This window comes from Candidatus Izemoplasmatales bacterium (assembly GCA_041649275.1).
In the GTDB taxonomy this organism is placed as follows: Bacteria; Bacillota_I; Bacilli_A; order Izemoplasmatales; family Hujiaoplasmataceae; genus UBA12489.
Genome location: JBAZNL010000001.1, coordinates 464,037 through 488,087, shown reverse-complemented (window position 1 = coordinate 488,087; position 24,051 = coordinate 464,037). Strand labels below are relative to the sequence as shown.

Sequence of the window (24,051 nt, the reverse complement as noted above, 5' to 3'; positions counted from 1 at the left end):
GGAAAACGGTTTTATGCCGTGATGCACGAATCTCCTCCCCGCCGTCTTTCGTTCGGCGGGTCGAAACGACAGGATACGCCCGCTGACGCAGGAAAAGAAAAGAGCACGCAAATCGCGTGCTCGCTTCGATCAGAACATCAGGACGACGTTCGGCTGATACAGTTTCACCACTTCCGCCATTCTCGCGATCGTCTTCTCGGGATAGGGGGGGACTTCGATCCGTGCCGCGTCTTCGGGGCGGAACAGCTTGGGCTTGCGATAGGGGTTGAGGACGTAGCGCGGCACCGGCGGCATCTCCTTCGCCATCCGGATCAGGTCCTTTTCGGAAAGCTGGGGGATGACGGTGGTCCTCGTCTCGAAGTCGACGCCCGCCCACAGGAGCATGACGATCGTCTCGAGTACGAGGTTGCCGTCGGCTTCGGGGCCGCAGATCTCTGCATAGCGCCACACCGGCGCCTTGTAGTCGATTGCGATGTAGTCGACGAGGCCTTCGTCGATCAGACGCTTGACCGCGTCGGGATTCGAGCCGTTGGTGTCGAGTTTGGTGAGATAGCCGAGTTCCTTGGCCCGTCGGAAGATCGCGACAAGATCCCGGTTGAGCGTCGGTTCCCCGCCGGAGACGACGACGGCGTCGACCAGACCCTGACGGCGAACCAGAAAGTCGTCGACTTCGGCCGGATCGAGCAGAGTATCGATGTCCTCGATGATCGCGCGGTTATGGCAGTAGAAGCAGTTGAAGTTGCAGCCGGGAGCGAAGAGGACGGTGGCGATTTTTCCCGGATAGTCGATCAGGGAGGACTTGACCATCCCCGCGAAGATCATGCGTGCGGCGCCTCGGACCCGATCTCGTCCTCGATCACGTACTTGACGCGGTCGTCGTACTCGGCCTTCTTGCCTTTGTTGAAATTCTGAACGGGACGCAGGTATCCGACGACACGGGTGTAGACTTCGGATTCGCGGCCGCATGTCGGGCACTGGAAATGCTCCCCGGAGATGTAGCCGTGTTCCGGACAGACGGAGAAGGTGGGAGTGATCGAGATGTAGGGCAGCTTGTACTTCGTGAAGACCTTCCGGATCAGGGTCTTGCAGGTCTGGGTGTCCTTCACGCGTTCACCGAGATAGAGGTGAAGGACGGTACCGCCCGTATAGAGCGACTGCAGTTCGTCCTGCAGTTCGAGGGTTTCGAAGATGTCGTCGGTGAATCCGACCGGCAATTGGGTCGAATTGGTATAGTACGGTACATCGCGACCGGCGGTGATGATGTCGGGATAGCGTGCCTTGTCGGCCTTGGCAAGTCGATAGCTCGTCCCTTCGGCCGGCGTCGCCTCCAGGTTGTAGTTGTGGCCCGTTTCTTCCTGGATGTCGCGGATCAGGTCGCGCATGTAGTTGAGCGTCTTGATCGCGAACTGCTGCCCCTTCTCGGTCGTCAGATCATACTCCGCACCGTAGAGGTTCTGGGCGGCCTCGTTCATGCCGATGAGTCCGATGGTGTTGAAATGGTTGAACCAATATGAACCGCTTTTCGCCTTGACGTCCTTGAGGTAGTAGGCACTGTACGGATAGAGGCTGTGGGCGGTCTGTTCCTCGACGACCTTGCGCTTGATTTCGAGCGACTTCTTGGCGATGTACATGGTTTCCCACAGACGCGTGTAGAATTCCGACTCCGACTGGGAGAGATAGGCGAGCCGCGGCAGATTGATGGTGACGACGCCGATCGAACCCGTCAGCGGATTCGAACCGAAGAGGCCGCCGCCGCGCTTGCGAAGCTCGGACGTGTTGAGCCGCAGGCGGCAGCACATCGACAGCGCGTCTTCGGGGCTCAGGTCGGAGTTGATGTAGTTCGAGAAATAGGGGATGCCGTACTTGGCGGTGATCTCCATGAACTTTTCGATCACGGGACTGTCCCAATCGAAGTCCTTCGTGACGTTGATCGTCGGGATCGGGAAGGTGAAGACGCGTCCCTTCGCGTCCCCCTCCATCATGACGTCGCAGAAGGCGGAGTTGATGACGTCCATTTCGGCTTGGAATTCGCCATAGGTCTCCGGCATCAGCTTACCGCCGATGATGACGTTCTGGTCGCGGAGGGTACGCGGGGGCTTGATATCGAAGGTAAGATTGGAGAAGGGGCACTGGAAACCGACGCGGGTCGGCACGTTGAGATTGAAGATAAACTCCTGCAATGCCTGCTTGACGCTCTTATAATCGAGATGATCGTAACGGACGAATGGTGCGATATAAGTGTCGAACGAAGACCATGCCTGGGCGCCGGCGGTCTCGCCCTGCGTCGTGAACGTCGAGTTGACCACCTGACCCAGAAATGCACGGAGGTGTTTCGCCGGATTGGATTCGATCTTGCCGGTCACGCCCCCGAAACCGTTCATCAAGATCTGACGAAGATCCCAACCGGCGCAATAAGGGCCGAAGAAGCCGAGGTCGTGGATATGAAAGTCGCCGTTCAAATGGGCGTTGCGGACGTCGTCGGGATAGATTTCGTGAAGCCAGTAGTTCTTCGTGAAGTTCTCGCGAACGTAATTGTTGAGGCCATTGATCGATTTCGAGGTGTTCGCATTCTCGTTGATCTGCCAGTCCCGGTCGTTCAGATATTCGGTGAACATGTCGATGGTCGCACCGATCAGCGCACTTGACTCGCGTGCAGAACGCCGCTTCTCGCGATATAGGATATAGGCCTTGGCCGTTTTCGCATGACCGTTCTCGATAAGGACCTTCTCGACGATGTCCTGAACACCCTCGACTTCTGCGATGCCGTTCGGATACTTCTCGTCCGCCATGGCGCAAACCTGTTCGGCGAGAAACTCGGAACGTGAAAAATCGGTTCCCCCAACCGAGGTAGCCGCCTTGAAGATGGCGAGGACGATTTTTTCTTTTCGGAACGGTACGACCGATCCATCGCGTTTGACGATCTGCTTCGGCATGAGAAGATTCCTCCAGTATTTGTTTCAAGGGTGCGAAATAGATAATAAAGGACTAAAAATCGTTTGTCAACAGGCTTTTTAAAAATAAATGAGCATCGAATTTTCACGTGGGGGGGGGGTTATTGCGGAAGATGGGGACTTGCCGTATAACGAGGAATCGAGCAAATATAATTATATTAATGAGAACAAATTTTCATTGACGGCGGAGGAAAACGACGATCCTTCATAAAGACGAATGGCACACCACTCTCGTTCCTCAATCGGATGCGTTTTCATTGCGAGATGATCGGTCGTTCGGTCGAAATCGGGATGACTGACCCACCGCTATCGTCGAACTGCCGCATGACCGGCGGGGAGAAACGCGTGTTCAAGAGTACTTTGACAACATCTGACAAATGACCAAAATGAGCGATTTACACTTAATCATATTTTGAATCGGAACTGACTTCGGTTGCAATCGACGACCGACTTGCCCCTTTGTATGATCATATCGCGCGCGAACGCACATACGCGCAAATACTTCTTCAGGCAAGGCATCGTGACATTTCATCTCTGCCGAAGGCATAGGCGAATATCTCGATTTCCCATTGTCAATATCGCTTTTGCATAGGTATCACGATCACATAAACATCATGTAAACATCGCGTTAAATATTCGACCTATTTGGCGTCCGATCGTGTTCTTGAGGGCTTCTTCCATAATGAACAACGATGATTTACGATCTTGTACCCGATCGCACCTCATCTCGTTCGCTCAGCTTGCGGAGAACCCCCCCAATGCAAGCGAATCCGACCAAACACCACAAGGCGAGAACAACCGTTTTCTATTATCGGATGATTGCATTTCCCTTCTAATGAATGTATAATATTATCTCGTTTGAAGGAAGGAGGGGGCGATCAAATGGAAAACGAAAATTTGAAATTCAAGATCTTCTACTTCGTTCGTTACTTTGCCGACGCGTTCTTCTATCCGTTCATGTCCCTCTACTTTCTCGACAAGCTCGGCGAGAACTCCGATTCCCAGCTTGGGCTTCTCTTGGCGATCACGCCGATCATGACGATCGTCGTCAATCCGATCTGGACGTATTTCGTGAAGGACATGAAGATCAGCCGGATCATCCTTCAGACGATGACGGTCGTCGAAGGGGTTCTCATCTTCTCGATTACGCAAGTCGACACCCTCGAAGCGTATGCGATCATCATCGGCATGATCGCCGCCCTCTGTTCGCCGTACGTTTCGATTCAGGACGGGTTTGCGGCGACCTTCGCGAACAACAACAAATGCGAGTATTCGTCGATCCGCATCTGGGCTTCCGTATCGTATGTCGTCGCGACGCTGATCGGCGGATATCTTGGCGTCTATCTCGGTTATGACCTGCTCTTCCTGCTCTCGGGCATTCTCTTCGCCGCAACCGCCCTCCTGGCCGTATGGATCAAACCGCTTGAGAAGAATACGGGCGATTCGATCAAGTCGCTCGAAAAAGCCCCGGATGGGTCGAGGAAGTCGAAACGCAACCTGAAGGCGTTGCTCGGCAATGTCGAGTTCTATAAATACCTGGTGTTCTACACGCTCGTGATCGGCTCGGTCAGGATCGGCGACTCCTTCCTCGGAATCTACCTGACGGAGAAGTTCGAGATCTCATCGATCGACTATGGGTGGCTGTATGCCGCCTTCGTCACGGTCGAGGTCCTGTCGATGCGGATCATGATGACCAAGGGTTCGCAGATTTCCGACAGACTCCTCTTCATTCTTGCCGGCGCGATGTTCGTGTTCCGCTTCCTGGTCTACACGATCGAACCGCCCCTTCCGGTGATGTTCGCGGTCACCCTGCTCCGCGGCGCATCATGGGGCATCATCCTCTATGCCCACATCAAATTCCTGATCAAGATCGTCCGCGTCGAAAACGTGACTGCGGCGATCCTCATCGTGACGCTCCTGTTCTCGATCTTCACCGGTCTGGGCAACTTCCTGTCCGGTATGTTCATCGCAAAGCACGGCTTTCCGACGTTCTATCTTGTCAACGCTGTGCTGATTTTCACCGGGTTGCTGGTTTTCATCGTCTTCACCCCGAAGATTAGGCCGACCGCGGCCGGAGAGGTTCAGATCACTCAACATGCTGAGAGTAAGTAATGTCGAACTGATGTTCGGGGGAAGGAAACTGTTCTCCGAAGTCAATCTGGAATTCACCAAAGGGAACTGCTATGGCATCATCGGCGCGAACGGCGCCGGAAAGACCACGTTCCTGAAGATTTTGACGAAGGAAATCGAGACCACGTCCGGAGAAGTCTGGCTGGATCCCGATTGCCGGATGTCGATCCTGGCGCAGAATCAGAACGCCTTTGACCGGTACACGGTCCTGGAGACCGTTTTGATGGGACACAAGCGTCTGGTCGACGTCATCGCCGAGAAGAACGCGCTGTACGAAACGGCGGAATTCACCGAGGAGATCGGGATGCGCCTCGCTCATCTCGAGGCCGAATTCGCCGAACTCGACGGCTGGAACGCCGAGAGCAATGCCGAAATCCTGCTCGACGGCCTCGGCATTTCGGCCGAAGACTATCAGAAGCCGATGAAATCGTACGATGCCAAGAAGAAGGTCAAGGTCCTTCTCGCGCAGGCGCTGTTCGGAAATCCCGAAGTGCTTCTTCTCGACGAACCGACCAACAATCTCGATCCGCTGTCGGTCCGCTGGCTCGAAAACTTCCTGATGAATTATGAGAATTGCGTCCTCGTCGTAAGCCACGACCGCCATTTCCTGAATGATGTCTGCACAAGGATCTGCGACGTCGAATACGGCAGGATCACCCTCTATCCGGGCAACTATGATTTCTGGTACGAATCCAGCCAGCTCGCGCTCAGGCAAGCCAAGGACCAGAACAAGAAGATGGAGACGAAGATCAAGGAACTGGAGGACTTCATCCGCCGTTTCAGCGCCAACAAGTCCAAGGCGAAGCAGGCGACCTCCCGCAAGAAGGCGCTCGACAAGATCGTCCTGAACGACATCAAGCCATCGCTCCGCAGATATCCGTTCATCGAGTTCCAGCCGAACCGGGAAGTCGGGAACGAGATTCTCTTCGTCGAGAGCCTCACCAAGAAGGGCCTGTTCGAAAATGTGTCCTTCTCGGTCCGCCGCGACGACAAGATCGCCTTCATCACCGCCGACACGACGGTCGTCACGGCACTCTTCAAGATCCTCGCCGGCGAGGACGAGGACTTTACCGGAACGTTCAAGTGGGGCATCACGATCACGACCGCCTTCTTTCCCCAGGACAATCAGAAGTATTTCAACAAGGACGTCAACCTCATCGACTGGGTCCGTCAGTACACGGGCGTCGAGCAGGCGGAGACCTATATCCGCGGCTGGCTCGGACGGATGCTCTTCGGCGGTGACGAAAGCCTCAAGTCGAGCCGGGTGCTGTCGGGCGGCGAGAAGGTCCGGATGATGCTGATCAAGCTGATGCTGTCGGGTGCCAACGCGCTCGTGTTCGATGATCCGACCAACCACCTCGACCTCGAATCGATCACCTCGCTCAACGAAGGCATGCAGCGGTACCGCGGCGTGATGCTGTTCACCAGCCACGACCAGGAGCTGATCGACACCGTCGCCAACCGCATCATCGCGATCGACGGGAAGGTCACCTTCGACAAGCCCTGCAACTACGAAGATTACCTTGATGCCATCGAAAAGGCCGCTTGACGGCCGATTCGATGGCTTTTTCTTTCCCAAAAGGGAAAAAAAGACGGAATCGAAAAAGCATTTATCGACACCGCGTGATATAATTTATTGCTAAGGAGATGATCACCATGCGTTTCGACATCATCCTCATCGGCTTCACGTTCGCCATCGGCATCATCTCTATCGGGATCGCCATCGCCATCGCGACCAATCTCCGCCGCGCGCACGGGTTCTGGCAGCTTGCGCTCATGTTCTTCCTCGAGGGGGTCTATGCGACGGCGTATGCGCTCGAACTGGCGGCGACGACGGTCGAGACGAAGATCCTCTTCAACCATATCCAGTATTTGGCCGTACCCATCCTGGCGCCGTTCTGGCTCTTGCTCGCGATGCGCTTCGCTTTTCGCGATCGTCGGCCGAAATGGTGGCAGGAACTGATTCCCCTGATCATCCCGACGTTCGTGACCGTCGTCGTCCAGTTCACCTACTATACCCCGCTCGACTGGTACTACACGTTCGCCGAAATGATGGACGGCACGTCCGCCACGCTGGGAATCGACGTGCTCATCCTCGGCAAGGGCTGGCTCTATTACATCCAGGCGCTCCATAACCTGCTCGTACTCGCGCTTGTCGGCGCGATGTACATCCGCAGCGCCCTCAAATCCACCGGCATCAAGCGGTACCAGTCGTGGATCCTGTCTTCGTTCGGTTTCGCCGCGTCGATCTTCATCTCCACCACCCTCTTCAACGACACGACCTTCGGCCTCGACTATGTCCTCTATGCGATCTCGATCATCAGTTTCGTCGTGCTCTACTTCATGTTCCGGTTCGAGCTGTTCATCCTGACCCCGTCGGCGCACCAGGCGACGTTCGAGAAGGCGCTCGACCCGATCCTCGTCCTCGACGAACACTACGACGTCATCTCCTGGAACGCGGCGTTCGACGATTTCGGAAAGGATATCGTCAGGTTCGGGATGCCGCTCGCCAAGTCGTTTCTGCCGGAAGACATCGTCGAGGCGTTCAAGGGGAACGAAACCGTCCCCTTCGAGCATCACGGCAAGCGGTACATCGCCGAAACCTTCCCGCTCACGGCGAAGCACGGTCAGCTGAACGGATACATCATCCGCTTCAACGACATGACCAGCTATCTCGAGCGTATCGAGAAACTGGATTACGAGGCGTCCCACGACGCACTCACGAACATCTTCAATCGCCGCGCCTTCTTCGAGGCCGCAACGGCGCACCTCGATGATCCGACGCACCTGAACGGCGAGTATGCGGTGATGATGATCGACATCGACGACTTCAAAGATGTCAACGACACCCACGGTCATCCGATCGGCGACCTGGTGCTCGAAGAACTGGCGCACATCATCCGGACGGCGCTTGACGAGAACGCCATCCTCGCGCGTTACGGCGGCGAAGAGTTCGTCGCCTTCATCGGCGACGAGCGGCCGGAAGAAGCCCGCGCCGTCGCCGAACGGATTCGCGTCGCCGTCGAACAGACCTGCATCGCCATCGGCGATCTCGGAATCCACATCACGGTTTCGATCGGCGTCAAGGGCGGACGCGTCGGCAGCGGTACCCTGAAGGAAGCGATCAAGGGCGCCGACGAAGCCCTGTACATCTCGAAACGATCGAACAAGAACATCGTCACCACCGTCCTTTGACGGTTGCACGGCACGTCGTCGATCGGGGTTGACCATTCACCGTCAGCGTGCTACTATTAGGACACAGCGATCCCAGCGTTCGCTGTGTTTTTTATCCGGGGGGATCACAGACATGCAGAAGAACATCGTCCGTTACGACATGCTAGCTAAACCGAAGAAGCAGGCGTGGTACCTGACACTCCTGTCGTGGATCATCGCCTTGCCGAACGCCTGGATGCACGGCTTGAGGGTCAACAAGGTGAACATGAAGGGTCTCAAGCCGCCGTACATCCTGCTCTGCACGCATCACGCGTTCATCGACTTCTCGGTGACGACCGCGGCGATCTGGCCGCGCGGGGCGAACTACGTGGTCGCGATCGACGGATTCATCAACCGCGAGCAGCTGCTTCGCAACGTCGGCTGCATCTGCAAGCGCAAATTCACGAACGACATCCTGCTCGTTCGGCAGATCGAGCACTCCCTCAAGGTCAACAAGACGATCGCCGCCGTGTATCCGGAAGCCCGCTACTCGCTCTCCGGAACGACCGCGATCCTGCCGGATTCGCTCGGCAAGATGTGCAAGGTCATGCGCGTGCCGGTCGTCGTTCTCAACATGCATGGCAACTACCTGTCTTCGCCCGTCTGGAACCTTGCCAAGCGCAAGGTGCGGCTCGCGGCCGATATGACCCAGATCGTCACCGCCGAGGAAATCCCGTCGATCTCGACCCAGGAGATCAACGCCCGCATCGCGAAGGCCTTCGAATACGACGAGTATCGCTATCAGCTCGAAACCAAGCAGGCGATCAAGTATCGGAATCGCGCGAAGGGACTCCATCGCATCCTCTACCAGTGCCCGCACTGTCTGACGGAGCACGAGATGGAATCGGACGGCAGCGCCCTCTGGTGCGCCAAATGCGGGAAGACCTACGAGATGGATGTCTACGGCCGCCTGCGCGGCATCGACGGCGACGGCGTCTTCACACGCATTCCCGACTGGTATGAATGGGAGCGCGGCAACGTCAGGAAGGAAATCGAGAACGGCGGCTATCGGTTCGAGGATGAAGTCCGCGTCGATTCGCTTCCCAACGCAAAGGGGTTCGTGCCGCTCGGCGAGGGCAAACTCGTCCATGACGCGAACGGGTTCCGCCTCGAAGGAGTCTTCGATGGAGAACCCTTCTCGCTCGTGAAGGAACCTTTGTCGACATATTCGATCCACATCGAACTCGATTATCTCGGGAAGGGCGCCGACTGCATCTCCCTATCGACGCTCGAGGATACCTACTACATCTATCCGCTGCATCGGATGAATGTCGTCACCAAGCTGCATTTTGCGGCCGAAGAGATGTACAAGCACGTCAACGCCGCATCAAGGCGCGTCTGAGGAGGGCGACGATGGGACCCGCCTTCTACATGCAGTTCTTCGAAATCGCGATGCTGCTCCTCTTCGGCGCCTCATGGCCCGTGGCCGTCGTCCGCGCATATCGCGCCAGGACGGCGAAGGGAGCGAGTCTGACTTCGGCGATCCTGATCCTCGTCGGATACTCGATGGGGATCGTCAACAAGCTGGTCAACGGATCCGTCAACTACGTTCTCGGGTTCTACGTTTTGAACTTCACGATCGTTTCGATCTACTGTCTGATGCTATGGCGGAACATCCGCATCGACAGGAATCGAGATGCGAAGACGGTTTGAGCAATCAAGCCGTTTTTTCTTGGCGAAACCCAAAAAGCGAATGAAGGGAACGAGAAAGAACACGAATCGCAGTCCGCGCGATTTATTTGTTATGGCTAATACGTGAAACGCGTCTTCACCGAATGGGGGTCAAACCAAGAAAAGGTTCATAAATCAGAATCTTGTATATTGCAAATCCGCAAATGTGTTATAATACAAATAGTAAAATATTCATAAAGGGGAATATTTACAATCCTTGGGTGCTGTGTTATATTGTTGCTGTCAAGCGAGATTGCACGAATCTTCTGACACCGATCGTACATGGCATCATCGTCAACAAATCAACACCCAAGGAGCATATCATGAAAAAATCCATTCTCAAGTCGTTGCTCGTCGTTCTGTTCGCCCTTCTGCTTGCCGCCCCCATCGTCATTGGCACCATCGATGAGATCGATAATCGCGTCACGACCCTCGCGGATGATCCCGAACCCGATTTCGTGTATCCCGGCAAGGTCATCTCGGTCGCAGACGATCCCGAACCTGACTTCGTGTACCCCGGCAAGGTCATCATCCTCGCGGACGATCCCGAACCCGACTTCGTATACCCTGGCAAGGTCATCATCCTCGCGGACGATCCCGAACCCGACTTCGTGTACCCCAGCAGGGTCATCACCCTCGCGGACGATCCCGAACCCGATTTCGTGTACCCCGGCAAAGTCATCACCCTTGCGGATGATCCCGAGCCGGATTTCGTCTATCCCCTCAGCCTGATCAAACTCTGATTCATCAGGGTCGTCAGCGTCATGGGATATGACTTGACATAGACCATGACGACTTGCATAAAAGGATGATTCACCATGACGCTGTACGATTTTTCGTGCAATTACTATTTCAAGGATCGTTTTGATGCGATTGTCTTGATCGATCATTACAAGGCGACCAAGGGCATCACCCAAAAGGAAATCAACGAAAAAGCGGATATTCCAAAATCCAATTTTCGGCGTGCTCAGCAGAAAGGGTTCTCTGGTTACGAGGACATGCTGCAGAAGATGGTGGATTTCTTCGGTATCAAATCGCCGGTGGAACCCGAAACGGTCGTCGCTTTCGACGACCATTTTAGCCAATTCTATACATGCATCTGTTTTTCCAAATTCGACCACGCGATACCGTATTACGAGAAGCTGATGGCGATATTCGATCAGAACCGGGCTTCCATCCTGATGATTCCAGCATATCTAGCCCAACTCATCTATTATGTCAGCGAAGTCAATTATACCAACAAAATCAACCATGCGAAAATCGAGGAGGCCGTCAACGTCCTGAAGGATTTCGTTGACAAGATGTCGAACGAGCACCGCTTCCTCTATTACGAATACATGACCGCGTATGCGGGTATCAAGAAGGATCCCGAGAAAGTCGTCCACTACGCTCGACTGACCATCTACATGAGTGCCAATTATCCCGATTTCGAACCCACATCGAATTATCACGTGTCGTTTGCCTATTCGATGGTCGGAGATTACATCAACGGCCTGATCTATGCGAACAAGGCGTTGCCGAAACTCGAGGAGCAGTTGAATTATAACAAAGCCATCTTCTGCCGCATGAACATCGCCACCTATTATAAGAAGCTTGGAAACGTGGATGAGGCTCTGCGGATTCTTAAGAAGAATCTGATTTACCTGCGCTTCAACGATATCCAGCGCCTGAATCGCGTCACCTACATCAGCTATGCCGACTGCATGCTTCAGAACGGCAACCACAAGGAAGCCCTGGACTACTATCTGAAGATCGAGAACGAGTGCACGAAGAAGCCCGAGTACGAGTCGCTGATGGCGACCTATTGCATGTACCGCCTAGGCCAGTTTGAGCGGGCGTCCAAGTATATTGACAATCTGCTCGAAGCCCGTCGCATGCAGGTTTACCCCGACGAATATCTGTCGCTCGTGCTCTTCTTCCGCGCCTTCTACGAACACGCCTCGATCGAGGAGATCGACAACGCGTACAAGAATGCGGAGAAGTATATGCCCGACTATCGGTTCCGCGGTTATTTCATCCAGGACGTTGCCAAAGAGCTTCATGACGAACTGATCACAAAAAAGGCGACGAAACCGGTAAAACAGGTTTCTTCAGAAGATTACCTCATGTGAGGCGCTTCGGGCGCATTTGCGTCAGTCGTTTCACATCCCATGCGTCCAACCGCGGCTCCTGTTCGAGGGCCGCGGTTTTTTATCGCGATCCGGATGAGTTTCGCGGTGTTCGGTGATAGAATATAGAAGTGGAAAACGAGGAATCGACAATGAGACTGAAAACCAACTACCATACCCATACCGCCCTCTGCGGACACGCCGCGGGAATGACCGCGGATTATGTCCGCGAAGCGATCGCGAAAGGATTCACCGAACTCGGCATGTCCGACCACGGACCGATTCCGCGCGACTTCATGACGACCAAGGAATATTCCGACAACTGGCTCCAGCGACAGATGGATGTCCATCTCTTCGAACATGTCTACCTGCCGGACATCGAACGGGCGAGGCATGAATACGGCCACCTCATCTCGATCCGTTCGGGACTGGAGATCGAGTATGTTCCCGGCCACGACGATTACTATGGGTGGCTGCTCACGAAGGTCGAGTATCTCTCGCTCGGCATCCACTATTTTCCCTCCGTCGGCGGCCTCTTCAACGTCTACGACCGGATGACGAAGGAACGCCTCCCCGAATACGCCGCGCTTGCCGAGCGAGCGTTCGCGACGGGCTTTTTCACGATCGTCACGCATCCCGACCTGTTCCTCATGACCTATGCGGACGACGATGGCGTCCTGATCTTCGACGAGACCGCCGAGCGCGTCTCGCGACGGATCGTCGAAGCGGCCATCCGCCATGGCGTCAAGCTCGAGATCAACGGCGGCGGGCCACGGCGCGGCCGCCATCGGTCGCAGGACGGGATGGACTGGCTCTACCCCCGGACCGCCTTCTGGCGTATCGTCGAAGAGTATCCCGAAGCGCAGGTCGTGATCGGCTGCGATACCCACAATCCGCCCGAACTCTACGATTCCGTGATCGACGAGACGGTCGCCTTCGCGGAGCGTTTCAAACTGAACGTACTGCCGTATCTCGATCTGGCGGCCGAAAGGAAGCGAGTCCGATGAACGATCACCCGTATCCGATGAGACTCGACGCGAACGGCGTCGCGAATCCGGGCAACGTCGTCCGCTTCAAGCACTATCGATTCACGCTCCTTGCGGACCGGTTGGTCCGCATCGAATTTTCGGCCACCAACGATTTCGTCGATGAGCCGTCGCAGTCGATCTGGCATCGCGACGCGGCACCGGTCGCGTTCGAGAAGAAGATGTCGACGGTCGCGCTGTCGATCGAGACCGCGGCCCTCCGCATCACCGTCTCGGACGGTGAACTTCTCATCGCCGATGCGATGCGCATCCTGGTGAAATCGACCAAGGCGGTCTGGCAGTTCGGATCCGACGGCGAGAACCTCGGAGGAACCGCCCGTACGCTTGACGGCGTCGACGGCAAGATGAAGCTCGGCGACGGCGTCGTCGGCAAGAGCGGCTTTGCCGTCCTCGACGATTCGAAGTCGCTCCTTCTCGACCAGTACGGCTGGCCGAAGACGCGCCGGAGCAACGGAACCGACATCTATTTCTTCGGCTACGGCCACGACTACGAGGCGGCCGTGCAGGCATATGTCGCGATCTCCGGACACGCGCCGCTGATCCCGCGCTACATCCTCGGAAACTGGTGGAGCAAGTACTGGGCGTACACCGATCGGGAACTGCTCGGAATCGTCGACCGGTTCCGGGCCGAAGGCGTCCCGCTTTCCATCTGCATCGTCGACATGGACTGGCACATCACCGCGATCGACGGCGTTCAGGACTATTGGGGCGGCTGGACCGGCTACACCGTGAACAGGAAGTACTTCCCAGACTTTCCGGGGTTCATCGCCGAACTCCATGCCCGCGGCGTGCGCACCTCCGTCAATCTGCATCCCGCCAACGGCGTGAAATCCTACGAGATCCAGTACGAAGCGATGGCCGCGCGCATGGGAATCGATCCGGCGACGAAGGCGGTCGTGCCGTTCGATGCCGCCTCGCCCAAGGCGATGGCCGCCTATTTCGAGATCCTGCTTCATCCATACGAGGACATGGGCGTCGATTTCTGGTGGGTCGACTGGCAACAGGGGTCGCGGACCAGGGTCGAAGGACTCGACCCGCTCTGGATGCTCAACCACCTCCATCACTACGATTCGGCACGCGACCCGAAGAAACGGCCGTTCACCTTTTCACGCTGGTGCGGATACGGGGCGCAGCGCTATCCGATCGGTTTCTCCGGCGATGCCATCATCACGTGGGACAGCCTCAGGTATCAGCCGACCTTTACCGCGACCGCGGCCAATATCGGGTTCGGGTTGTGGAGCCACGACATCGGCGGCCATTACGGCGGGAAGGAAGATCCCGAACTCTACGCTCGCTGGGTCGAGTTCGGCGTCTTTTCGCCGATCATGCGGATGCATTCGACGTCGAATCGCTTCGCCACCCGCGAGCCGTGGCGCCACGCACCGGGAATCCGTGCGGTCGTCGGCGAGTTTTTGCGGCTGCGCCATCGTCTCGTGCCGTATCTCTATACCGCCGCAAGGATCGATTCGTCGCTCGGACGTCCGATGATCCGGCCGCTCTATTACGCGGAACCGGAACAGGAGAAGGCGTACGAGGCGGACGGCGTCTACTCCTTCGGCAGCGAGATGGTCGTCGCGCCGGTCACCGAACCCATCGACCCGCGCACGACGCGCGCGTCCGTCGAGTTCTACCTCCCCAAGGGCGTCTGGACCCATTTCTTCACCGATGAGATCGTCCCCGGCGGAAAGTCCGTGCGGATCCACACGGCGCTGGAACATCAGAACGCCTTCGTCAGGGAAGGCGGGATCGTCGTCCTCGCGGCCGATCCGATGGCGCCCGCCGGTCAAAACCCGTCGGCGTTCGATGTTCGCGTCTATCCCGGCGCCGACAACCTGTTCACGCTCTACGAAGACGACGGCGACTCCTCCGCGTATCGCGAGGGCGATTGTCACGAGACCCGTTTCGCACTCGTCCGCGAAGGCGGGCGCACGATCCTACGGATCATGCCCGACAAGACCGAACGGAGCTACATTCCGCCGCGTCGCAGCTATGTCGTCTCGTTCGTGAACCTGACCGGCGACGTGGCGGGATTCGATCACGCCCGGGAAGGATCCCGTCTGGTCGTCCGCACCGGCGAGGTGTCCTCCTACCAGAAGGTCGAGATCGTCGTCGACGCGTCCGTCCGCACGGCGGGACGCGCAGCGGCGCTTTCCGTCCTCGACCGGATGCTCGTCGACGTCATCCTCAACCCGGATCTGAAGACCGCGGTCTGGAACGCCTTCCAGGAGGCGAAATCGGCGGAAATGGTCGAAAAGTCGTTCAAGCGGATTCCGCCCCACATCAGGGCGATGCTCGAGGACTTCGCCCGGCTCTTCCCGTTTCGCGGGGAAAATTGACTAGAATCCCCGCGTCAAGTATAATGAAGGCGGGGGGCGAAACGGATGAAAAGGGCGATCATCGAAGGAATGTGCTGCGAAGGATGCGCACGGGACGTCAAGAAGGTGCTGGAAGGCATCTACGGGATCACCGACGTCCGCGTCTTTCTGACGGACGGCTATGCCACGTTCGAGGGATTCGTCTCGAAGGACGTCATTGCCGCGTCGCTGGCCGACGAGGGCTATCGGCTCGTATCGATCGAGAAGCAATGAAGGCACGGGCGCGTCGCGGATTCCGCCGGCGCGCCTGTGGAAATTCCTTGACTATTCGACGTGGTTGTTGGATAATGTTAATAGACTTTAGGGGCGTGGTGTCAACGGTAGCACAGCAGTCTCCAAAACTGTTTGAACGGGTTCAAATCCTGTCGCCCCTGCCACCGAATCCATGAACCGTCGCATCCGTGCGACGGTTTTTTTATCTGCGCCTTCACGCAAAATGTGGACGAACATACCCTTTGCGGGTGAATTGTTGTATACTTTGATTAGATCGGCCGCATCGGATTCCACTCACGGCCGACACGGGGGATCGCCATGGATCGGGAACTCGAGAAGAACGAACGTTCGGACGCCAAGCTGTCCGGGAAAAGCTACTTCGGCAGTGCGGTCGCATGCGTCTCGCTGCTCTTGGTCGGAATCGGCCTGATCGTCGCGGCGGCGGTATTCCAGCGACGGGAGGACGGATCGGCGATCACGCCGATCCTTGTCATCGCGGGACTCGCCGCGATCGTCGCTTCCGCCGTTGTCGCGATCGCTTTCTATAAGAACAACGTCACCGACGAACTGATGAAGAACCTCGAGCAGGCGGAGCGTGCATCAGGATCGTCGCTATCGCTTTTTTCGAGTCCCGAGACGATGCGAGCCGCCTTCCTCGCCGAGCGCTTTGCGCCGACGAAAAACGCCTTGCGCCGTCGCTTCTTCTCGCTTGCGATCGATGCGTACGTCGTCACGGTCGTGATCGAGCGGACCGAGGACGTCGAAGCATGCATCAAGCGGACCGTCGATCGCTTCTGCGAACTGGTGACCGACGACGGAAAACGTCGCAGACGGAACAACATCCTCTTTCTGTTCGCCTACATGGGATCGATCACGCCGGAAGCCGCCGAGACTGCCCGTCTCTTCGCATCGCAGCAGATGGCGCTGCAGAAGACATCGCCCCAGGCGTTCACGGACGTCGTTGTGCCCATCCTCTACGACGAAACCAAGCAGTCGTTCTGCTTCCTTGACGGCGGGAAGTCGAAATTCCGGACCTATGACATCGGGATGAACTTCTTCAAGCGCCGCATCCTGAAGTCGCGAGGCTGACGGTGAAGACCAAAGACGTCGTGGTCGTGCCGTACGACCTCGCATGGCCGGCGGCGTTCGACGCCATCCGCGAAGAACTCGCGATGGTGCTCGAGGACGCCTGTCTCGCCATCGAGCACGTCGGTTCGACCGCGGTTCCCGGCCTCTGCGCCAAACCGATCGTCGACATCGACGTCGTGATCGACACGGCAGCACGCTTCCCGTTCGTCCGCGCTCGACTCGAAGCGGCCGGGTATCGTCACGAGGGCGATCTCGGCATCGCCGGTCGGGAAGCCTTCAAGTACGACGACAAGCCGCACCTGATGTGTCACCACCTCTATGTCTGCGTTTCCGGGAACGCGGAATTGCGTCGTCATCTCGCCTTCCGCGATCACCTTCGGAACGATTCCGCCGACCGCGATTCATACGGTGCGGTGAAACGGGCGGCCGCCGCCCGCCATCCGCACGACATCGACGCCTATATCGCCGAAAAGGGCGAAATCATCGCCCGGATTCTCGCCGAATGCGGCAATTTGTAAGCGCTTGATTCTCACATGTGAATTATTCGGACTATTTTTCCGGACTCGCTGTTGACTTTTCCGTCTTCGTGTATAATGGAAATAGATTCAAGCATCTTCCGCGAGCGTGTCCTCGCGTCACCGACGCGGCGGCGGCAGATCGGACGGAAGAGAAGGGGGACATGCCATGAAGACGAGTCACCGGATCAAGGCTTTGCGCGGCGTGAACGAGCTGCAGGACAAAGTCGTCGAAGAAGTGCTGGAAGCCTATTACTTCCTTCGCCGCCAGGACGAGATCGCGACCATCGATGCGACGCTGGCGATCGTCAACGAATACAAGGACATGACCAGCGTCTATTGCGCCAACTGCGACCGACCGAACTTCTGCGACGACTGCTTCCCGATGAAGAAGCGCGAGATCTTCGATGCGATCGAGGGAATTCTGAAAGACCAGCGGGAGAACCTCCCCGACATCTACAAGAGCGCCAGCGCCAAGTGATCGAATCCGCTCCTCAAGGCCGTCCCGGACGGCCTTTTCATTTGAAGCGTTTTCGATTGCGTCGGTGCGCGTCCGGGGGACAAAGGTGATATAATGGTTGTGGTCTGGAAAGGAGGCGGAATCATGCGAATCGGAGAACTTCTGGCCCCTGCCGGCAGCAAGGCCGCGGCCATCGCCGCGATCAACGCCGGCGCGAACGCGGTCTATCTTGGCGGGAAACGTTTCGGCGCCCGCGCGTTCGCCGAAAACTTCGGAAACGACGACATCGGCGATTTGATCCGCTACGCCCATCTGCGCGGCGCCTCGGTCTACGTGACCATCAATACGCTCGTCTACGACGACGAGTTCGACGACCTGGTCGCCTACGCCGACGCACTTGTCGCGCGTGACGTGGACGCCCTCATCGTCCAGGATCTCGGCGTCCTGGACGTCTTTATCCATCGTTATCCGAACACGCCGATTCACGCCTCGACGCAGATGAACGTGCATCTCCCGGAGCAGGCGAAGAAACTCGCCGATCTCGGCGTGAGCCGGATCATCCTCGCCCGCGAGACATCGGTCGACACGATCCGCGCGATCCGCAGCCTGACGGACGTCGAACTCGAGGTGTTCGTCCACGGCGCGATCTGCGTCTCCTATTCCGGCAACTGTCTCTTCAGCTCGCTCGTCGGCGGCCGCTCCGGCAACCGCGGCGAATGCGCCCAGCTCTGCCGTCTGCCCTACACGCTCCTCAAGGACGGGACGCCCGTCTCCGACGAAGCCTATCTGATGAGCCCCAAGGACCTGATGACGCTCGAGCGGCTCGCAGACCTCGCCGCCCTCGGCATCGCCTCCTACAAGATCGAAGGCCGCATGCGCAAGCCCGAATACGTTGCGCAGACGGTATCGAGCTACCGACACGCGCTCGACACCCTGGCCGGCGGCGAACCCGTCGACTTCCAGTCCGAGATCGCGAAACTGAAGCGCGTCTTCAACCGCGAGTACACGCCCGGGTATCTTTTCAACACGCTTCCGAACGACATCAACAATCCCTATCGCCCGAACCACATGGGCGTCGAGGTCGGCACCGTCACGGCCTTCGCCCGCGGGAAGGCGACGGTCCGGCTTTCCGATATGCTGGAGGTCAACGACGGCATCCGCTTCCTCGGACCGACCGACTCCGGCAACGTCGTTTCGCGCATCCTCGCAGGCGACAAGATGGTCACCCGCGCCTTCGCCGGCGAGACGATCCAGCTTGACAGCGCCGAAGAAATCGTCGTCGGCGCGACGGTGATGAAGACGCTCGACCACGCCCTCGAGAACGAACTCGCGGCGTATGCCGACGAAGCCTTCAAGAAGGTCGGGCTCGACGGTGTCGTGAAGGCGTTCGTCGGATCACCGCTTACGCTTGAGGTTCGCGACGTCGAGGGACGATCCGTCGTCGTCGAGACCCCCTTCGCGATCGCCGCGGCCGCTACGCGTCCGATGGGCAGGCCGGAAATCGAGGAACAGATCGCCAAACTCGGAAACACGCCGTTCTTCTGGCGGTCGCTGTCGATCGAGACCGACGGCATCGGATTCATTCCCGTCAAGGCGCTCAACGAAACCCGACGCCTCGCGATCGAACGGCTGAGCGAACGACGCGTCGCGCCGCGCCGGGAACCGAAGATCGTCGCCGCCGAACGGCGTCCGGCGGGCTTCGAGCCGTCGCCTTTTTCGATCATCGCCAAGGTGAGGACCGAAGAACAGCTGCAGGCCGCATGGGCGATGGGTGTCACCACGATCGTCCACGAGGAGATCCTTTCCGTCGATCCCACTGCCTATCCAGGCGTCCGCTACATCCCCCAGCGCCTTCGCATCCGGCCCGCTGGGGCATCGTTCGATCTTACGCGCGAAGCGTACGCGAGCGAGCTTTCGGCGCTCGACAACCCCTTCGTCGCCGATATGTTCATGAACGTCACGAATCGCCGCGCGGTCAACTTCCTCGGCCGTCACGGCGCCCGAGCGGTGACCCTTTCGGCGGAGATGTCGCAAGAGAGAGTCAAGGCGCTGATCGATGGTTATATCGCCGAATACGGCGAAAAACCGGCGCTCGAAATCGTTGCATACGGATTCCAGGATCTGATGATTTCGAAGTTCTGTCCGATCGCCAAGACATTCAAGACCAAGGCGGGATGCACGCTCTGCGAACGCAACCGGTATTCGCTCAGGGATCGCATGGGGTACGAGTTTCCGCTCGTTAACGACGGCAACTGCAACATCCGCGTGCTCAACTCCCGTTCGCTCAACCTGATCGATTTTGTCGGGTTCATCCAATCCGTCGGCATCGCCGCCGCGCGCCTCGACTTCACGATCGAGGACGGCGACGAGACCAGAGGCGTGATCGCCGCCTTCCAGAAGGCGTTCAAAAAGCAGGCGTACGTCGTCGACCGTCGCAAGTCGACGTACGGACGCTTCGTGAAATGAGTCGGAGTCCGTCATGAAGAACATCTACGCAAAACTCAAATGGTTCATCAAGGAAGAGTGGAAGACGTATCTTCTGATGCTCTTCCTTTTGATGTCGATCTCCTTCATCCTGCTTCTGCCGGCGAAGGTTCTCGGTCTTTCGATCGATGCGATCGTCTCGGGCGGGCTGACCGCCTCGACGCTCGTCTGGCTGGTCGCCGCGCTCGTCGCGCTCCCGGTCGGACGCTACCTGCTTTCGTTCGCCTACAACTACATCATCAACAAGGAATCCCAGAAACTCGCCTTCAAGTTGCGCCGCAGATACCTCGACCATCTTTTCGAGATGGATTCGAAGTTCTATGAAGCGTATCCGAAGGGCGATCTGATCGCACGCGTCACCAACGACCTGGACGGCATTACCACCGCCGCGACCTCGATGCTCGAAGGGTTGATCTTCAACTCCTCGGTGATCGTGCTCGCGATCGTGATGATGGGATTCACGATCAGTTGGGAACTGACCGCGGTTTCGGTCACGATCATGCCGATCGCGCTCACCATCCTGAACGTGATCCGCAACCGCAAGCGCAAGTACATCAAGAGACATCGCGAGATCTATGCGGCATTCACCGACAAGATCCTCGAATCGGTCGAAGGCCAGAAGGTCATCCGCGCCTACGTCCAGGAGGAGAACGACCTGAAGAGCCAGTACGAGGCGATCGACAGGGACATCGAATCCTGGCGCTACATCGTCCGCTACGAGAACTGGTTCAATCCGCTGTTCGAAATCGTCTACGGCATCGCCTATTTCCTCGCGTTCTCGTACGGTGCCTGGCTGGTGATCGACCAGAAGATCACCGTCGGCCAGCTCGTCACCTTCCTGTCCTACGTCGGGACGCTCTACGGACCGATCGTCTCGATCGCCGGTTTCTTCACCCAGCTCAACAACGCGCAGGTCTCGGTCGACCGTTTCGACGAGATCATGCGGACCGTGCCGGAGGTGAAGGACGAACCCGCGTCCAAACCGATCCTCACGTTCGGCCGGATCGATTTCAGGAACGTCACGTTCAAGTATCCCTTCGACAAGTCGCCGGTCATCAAGAACATCGACATCACGATCGAGAAGGGTCAGACGATCGGTATCGTCGGGCCGACCGGCGCCGGCAAGTCGACGCTGATCCGTCAGCTCCTGCGCGAATTCAACGTGACCGACGGCGCGATCACGATCGACGATGTCCCGATCGGCGAATATCGGATCCACGACGTCCGCGCCCTCGTCGGGTACGTCCCCCAGGCGCACATGCTCTTCAAGAAGGGCGTCGACGAGAACATCATGATCGGCAATCCCCGCGCTCGTCTCGAAGACCTCGACAAGGCGGTCAAGAACGCCGACTTCGAGAAGGACGTCATGTACCTCACCGAGGGTCTGCACACCCAGGTCGGCGAGGCCGGATCGACGCTTTCGGGCGGCCAGAAGCAGCGCCTTTCGATCGCCCGGGCGCTGATCAAGGATCCGGAAATCCTGATTCTGGACGACTCGCTTTCGGCGGTCGACGCGAAGACGGAGGAGAACATCATCGAACGCCTCAAGGAAACGCGCGGCGGGAAGACGAACATCATCATATCGCATCGCTTCAGCGCGATTCGCGATGCGGATCTCATCCTCGTCCTCGAGGGCGGGAAGATCACGCAGCGCGGCAAACACGAGGATCTGCTCAGGCAAGGCGGCTGGTACAAAGACCAGTACATCCAGCAGATCACGATGAGGTGACGCGATGAAAGCGATGAAGAAGGTCTGGCGCTACATCGCCAGAAACAGAAAACTGCTCGTGATCACCTTTCTCGCGATGCTCGTCGTCCAGGCGCTCGGCCTGGCGGCACCGCTCCTCGTCAAGGAAATCCTCGACAACCAGCTCATCGGCATCGAGAACTCCTGGTACGCGGTCGAGGGACCGACCGAACGAAGCGTCCTCTACGACGGCACATACTATGCCCAGAAGCCGATCGGCGTCGATCCGGTCTCGATCGTCATCTATCAGGGCGGCTACTACTTCGTCGAGGCCGACGTTCCCGCCGGCGCAAAGGCGCTCGACGGCGACACGCTCACGGTCACCACGCCCGAAGGCGGGATCTTCGTCTTCACGGCGGCGAAACTCTCGCACGACGACGTGCTCGCCTTCTACGGGCCCTTCGTCCAACCCCTCGTCATCCTCATCGTGCTCCTGCTGGTTCGCTTCATCCTGCAGATCGTCTTCACCTACATCCAGCGCATCACCACGTCGATGATCAACGTGAACATGGTCCGCGACGCCCGCAAGGATGCGATCGCGAGCCTCCAGCGGATGCCGATGGAGTACTTCGAGACCGAGCCGGCCGGAAAGATCGCCAACCGCGTGATCTCCGACGTCGGCGGCATGATGAACCTGTTCTCGACGATCATGAACCTGCTCGTCAACGCCACCCTGTCGATCGTGTTCGCCTACATCGGCATGTTCTATCTCGACGCGCGGCTCGCCCTCATCACCTTCGTCGTCTTCCCGATCGTCTACGCCTGGCTCCGCTTCTTCGTGAAGCGCCTCAACACGATCGCCGTCAAGGTCAACGAGCAGGCGTCGATGATCACGGCGCGGCTGAACGAGATCATCAACGGCATCTCGATCCTCCAGATCTTCAACTTCCAGTCGCAGACGACGAAGGATTTCGACGAACTCTCGCTCGACTTCATGAACGAGAAGATGAAGGAACAGCGCCTCCACCTGTCGATCGGCTGGAACATGATCCGGCTTGTCGGCGCGCTCGTCACCGCCGCGATCGTCTTCTATTTCGGCAACGGCTATCTGACGATTTCCGGGTTCGTCGTCACGGCCGGCATCGTGTACGCCTACAACGATTACCTCGGCCGTCTGATCGAACCGGTCGGCACGCTCTTCCGCGAAATCGGCAATCTCGAGCACGCGATCGTCAAGACCGATCGCATCTTCCGGATCATCGACGGCGAACAGGAAGACGGATCGTTCGAAGCGATTCCGCGTCCGCGCGGCCGGATCGACTTCGACAACGTCTGGTTCTCCTATCAGGAGGGGCACCCCGTCCTGAAGGGCATCGACCTGCACGTGAATCCCGGCGAGATGGTCGGTCTCGTCGGCCATACCGGATCGGGCAAGTCGTCGCTGATGAGCCTCCTGCTCCGCTTCTACGACTTCAAGGACTGCGACATGGGTTCGATCAGGATCGACGGCGAGGACATCACCACGCATTCGAAACGGTCGTTCCGCAAGCACGTCGGCATCGTCCTCCAGGATCCGGTCCTCTTCAAGGGCACGCTCGCCGACAACGTCCGCTTCGGCGTCGAAGGGCTCACCGACGAAGAAGTCGAGGCGACCCTCGTCCGCATCGGCGGGAAGAAGATCCTCGACAAGCTTCCCGAAGGCGTCCGCACCGCGGTCGCCCGCGGCGGCGGCAACTTCTCCGTCGGCGAGAAGCAGATCATCTCGTTTGCCAGGGCGGTCGTCCACGACCCGGCGATCCTCGTCATGGACGAAGCGACCGCCAACATCGACACCGAGACCGAGGAGATGATCCAGCAGGCGCTCGAGACCGTCGCCAAGGGACGGACGATGATCGTCATCGCCCATCGTCTTTCCACGATCAAGAACGCCGATCGGATCGTCGTCCTGGAAAACGGCGTCAAGGTCGAGGAAGGCAGGCATCGCGACCTGCTCGCCAAGAACGGCGTGTACGCCAACATCTACCGCTCCCAGATCAAAACCGTGGCCGATCCGCAAGGATGAGCCACGGTTTTTCCTGCAGCAAATACTTTTTTGGATTCTTTCTTTTC

General features: G+C 57.8%; 18 protein-coding genes and 1 tRNA gene. 17 read left to right on the top strand and 2 right to left on the bottom strand.

Annotation, left to right across the window (positions count from 1 at the left end; translation table 11 throughout):
- Positions 1-129 precede the first annotated feature (129 nt).
- Together WC509_02280 and WC509_02275 are read right to left on the bottom strand one after the other, a co-directional pair.
- Positions 130-822, bottom strand: coding sequence for an anaerobic ribonucleoside-triphosphate reductase activating protein (locus tag WC509_02280; GenBank protein MFA5006282.1), 693 nt, complete (start codon positions 820-822; stop codon positions 130-132).
- Complete coding sequence (locus tag WC509_02275; protein MFA5006281.1) at positions 819-2,933, bottom strand: ribonucleoside triphosphate reductase; 2,115 nt, start codon at positions 2,931-2,933, stop codon at positions 819-821. The genes WC509_02280 and WC509_02275 overlap by 4 nt, the downstream gene beginning before the upstream one ends.
- Positions 2,934-3,833: 900 nt before the next feature.
- On the opposite strand from WC509_02275, the gene WC509_02270 reads away from it, so the two are divergent.
- The 17 genes from WC509_02270 (at position 3,834) to WC509_02190 (ending at position 24,004) form a co-directional block, all read left to right on the top strand.
- On the top strand, positions 3,834-5,063 hold the full coding sequence (locus WC509_02270) for an MFS transporter (GenBank protein MFA5006280.1): 1,230 nt from the start codon (positions 3,834-3,836) through the stop codon (positions 5,061-5,063).
- The gene (locus WC509_02265) at positions 5,047-6,630 is read left to right on the top strand and encodes an ATP-binding cassette domain-containing protein (GenBank protein ID MFA5006279.1); all 1,584 of its coding nucleotides are present in this window, start codon (positions 5,047-5,049) and stop codon (positions 6,628-6,630) included. Before WC509_02270 ends, WC509_02265 begins: the two co-directional genes overlap by 17 nt.
- A 107-nt stretch (positions 6,631-6,737) precedes the next feature.
- On the top strand, positions 6,738-8,276 hold the full coding sequence (locus WC509_02260; protein ID MFA5006278.1) for a diguanylate cyclase: 1,539 nt from the start codon (positions 6,738-6,740) through the stop codon (positions 8,274-8,276).
- Positions 8,277-8,388: 112 nt separating this feature from the next.
- Positions 8,389-9,636 (top strand): hypothetical protein, encoded by a 1,248-nt coding sequence (locus WC509_02255; protein MFA5006277.1) that lies wholly within the window; start codon positions 8,389-8,391, stop codon positions 9,634-9,636.
- Positions 9,637-9,647: 11 nt separating this feature from the next.
- Complete coding sequence (locus WC509_02250; protein MFA5006276.1) at positions 9,648-9,947, top strand: hypothetical protein; 300 nt, start codon at positions 9,648-9,650, stop codon at positions 9,945-9,947.
- Between the two features lie 341 nt (positions 9,948-10,288).
- Entirely contained in the window at positions 10,289-10,708 is a 420-nt protein-coding gene (locus WC509_02245) for a hypothetical protein (protein MFA5006275.1), read from the top strand.
- 75 nt (positions 10,709-10,783) lie between these two features.
- Positions 10,784-12,076, top strand: a complete 1,293-nt coding sequence (locus tag WC509_02240) for a tetratricopeptide repeat protein (protein ID MFA5006274.1) — start codon at positions 10,784-10,786, stop codon at positions 12,074-12,076.
- Between the two features lie 149 nt (positions 12,077-12,225).
- On the top strand, positions 12,226-13,080 hold the full coding sequence (locus WC509_02235) for a PHP domain-containing protein (GenBank protein MFA5006273.1): 855 nt from the start codon (positions 12,226-12,228) through the stop codon (positions 13,078-13,080).
- Complete coding sequence (locus tag WC509_02230) at positions 13,077-15,455, top strand: TIM-barrel domain-containing protein (GenBank protein MFA5006272.1); 2,379 nt, start codon at positions 13,077-13,079, stop codon at positions 15,453-15,455. Before WC509_02235 ends, WC509_02230 begins: the two co-directional genes overlap by 4 nt.
- A gap of 45 nt (positions 15,456-15,500) precedes the next feature.
- The gene (locus WC509_02225; GenBank protein ID MFA5006271.1) at positions 15,501-15,707 is read left to right on the top strand and encodes a heavy-metal-associated domain-containing protein; all 207 of its coding nucleotides are present in this window, start codon (positions 15,501-15,503) and stop codon (positions 15,705-15,707) included.
- An 89-nt stretch (positions 15,708-15,796) separates the two neighbouring features.
- Positions 15,797-15,871: transfer RNA gene (locus WC509_02220), tRNA-Trp, on the top strand.
- A 154-nt stretch (positions 15,872-16,025) separates the two neighbouring features.
- Positions 16,026-16,796 (top strand): hypothetical protein, encoded by a 771-nt coding sequence (locus tag WC509_02215; protein MFA5006270.1) that lies wholly within the window; start codon positions 16,026-16,028, stop codon positions 16,794-16,796.
- Between the two features lie 2 nt (positions 16,797-16,798).
- On the top strand, positions 16,799-17,314 hold the full coding sequence (locus WC509_02210; GenBank protein ID MFA5006269.1) for a GrpB family protein: 516 nt from the start codon (positions 16,799-16,801) through the stop codon (positions 17,312-17,314).
- 166 nt (positions 17,315-17,480) lie between these two features.
- Positions 17,481-17,792: a hypothetical protein gene (locus WC509_02205; protein MFA5006268.1), complete on the top strand. Its 312-nt coding sequence runs from the start codon at positions 17,481-17,483 to the stop codon at positions 17,790-17,792.
- 123 nt (positions 17,793-17,915) lie between these two features.
- Positions 17,916-20,237, top strand: coding sequence for a U32 family peptidase (locus WC509_02200; GenBank protein MFA5006267.1), 2,322 nt, complete (start codon positions 17,916-17,918; stop codon positions 20,235-20,237).
- A gap of 13 nt (positions 20,238-20,250) precedes the next feature.
- Entirely contained in the window at positions 20,251-21,984 is a 1,734-nt protein-coding gene (locus WC509_02195; GenBank protein ID MFA5006266.1) for an ABC transporter ATP-binding protein, read from the top strand.
- Positions 21,985-21,988: 4 nt separating this feature from the next.
- A complete protein-coding gene (locus tag WC509_02190; GenBank protein MFA5006265.1) occupies positions 21,989-24,004 on the top strand; it encodes an ABC transporter ATP-binding protein in 2,016 nt (671 codons plus the stop codon).
- The last annotated feature ends 47 nt before the right edge of the window (positions 24,005-24,051 follow it).

Coding starts and splice junctions, on each gene's coding strand:
- WC509_02265 (MFA5006279.1), top strand. CDS start 5,047: ATGCTGAGAGTAAGTAATGTCGAACTGATGTTCGGGGGAAGGAAACTG.
- WC509_02260 (MFA5006278.1), top strand. CDS start 6,738: ATGCGTTTCGACATCATCCTCATCGGCTTCACGTTCGCCATCGGCATC.
- WC509_02270 (MFA5006280.1), top strand. CDS start 3,834: ATGGAAAACGAAAATTTGAAATTCAAGATCTTCTACTTCGTTCGTTAC.
- WC509_02215 (MFA5006270.1), top strand. CDS start 16,026: ATGGATCGGGAACTCGAGAAGAACGAACGTTCGGACGCCAAGCTGTCC.
- WC509_02255 (MFA5006277.1), top strand. CDS start 8,389: ATGCAGAAGAACATCGTCCGTTACGACATGCTAGCTAAACCGAAGAAG.
- WC509_02200 (MFA5006267.1), top strand. CDS start 17,916: ATGCGAATCGGAGAACTTCTGGCCCCTGCCGGCAGCAAGGCCGCGGCC.
- WC509_02280 (MFA5006282.1), bottom strand. CDS start 822: ATGATCTTCGCGGGGATGGTCAAGTCCTCCCTGATCGACTATCCGGGA.
- WC509_02240 (MFA5006274.1), top strand. CDS start 10,784: ATGACGCTGTACGATTTTTCGTGCAATTACTATTTCAAGGATCGTTTT.
- WC509_02230 (MFA5006272.1), top strand. CDS start 13,077: ATGAACGATCACCCGTATCCGATGAGACTCGACGCGAACGGCGTCGCG.
- WC509_02250 (MFA5006276.1), top strand. CDS start 9,648: ATGGGACCCGCCTTCTACATGCAGTTCTTCGAAATCGCGATGCTGCTC.
- WC509_02225 (MFA5006271.1), top strand. CDS start 15,501: ATGAAAAGGGCGATCATCGAAGGAATGTGCTGCGAAGGATGCGCACGG.
- WC509_02275 (MFA5006281.1), bottom strand. CDS start 2,933: ATGCCGAAGCAGATCGTCAAACGCGATGGATCGGTCGTACCGTTCCGA.
- WC509_02190 (MFA5006265.1), top strand. CDS start 21,989: ATGAAAGCGATGAAGAAGGTCTGGCGCTACATCGCCAGAAACAGAAAA.
- WC509_02245 (MFA5006275.1), top strand. CDS start 10,289: ATGAAAAAATCCATTCTCAAGTCGTTGCTCGTCGTTCTGTTCGCCCTT.
- WC509_02195 (MFA5006266.1), top strand. CDS start 20,251: ATGAAGAACATCTACGCAAAACTCAAATGGTTCATCAAGGAAGAGTGG.
- WC509_02235 (MFA5006273.1), top strand. CDS start 12,226: ATGAGACTGAAAACCAACTACCATACCCATACCGCCCTCTGCGGACAC.
- WC509_02205 (MFA5006268.1), top strand. CDS start 17,481: ATGAAGACGAGTCACCGGATCAAGGCTTTGCGCGGCGTGAACGAGCTG.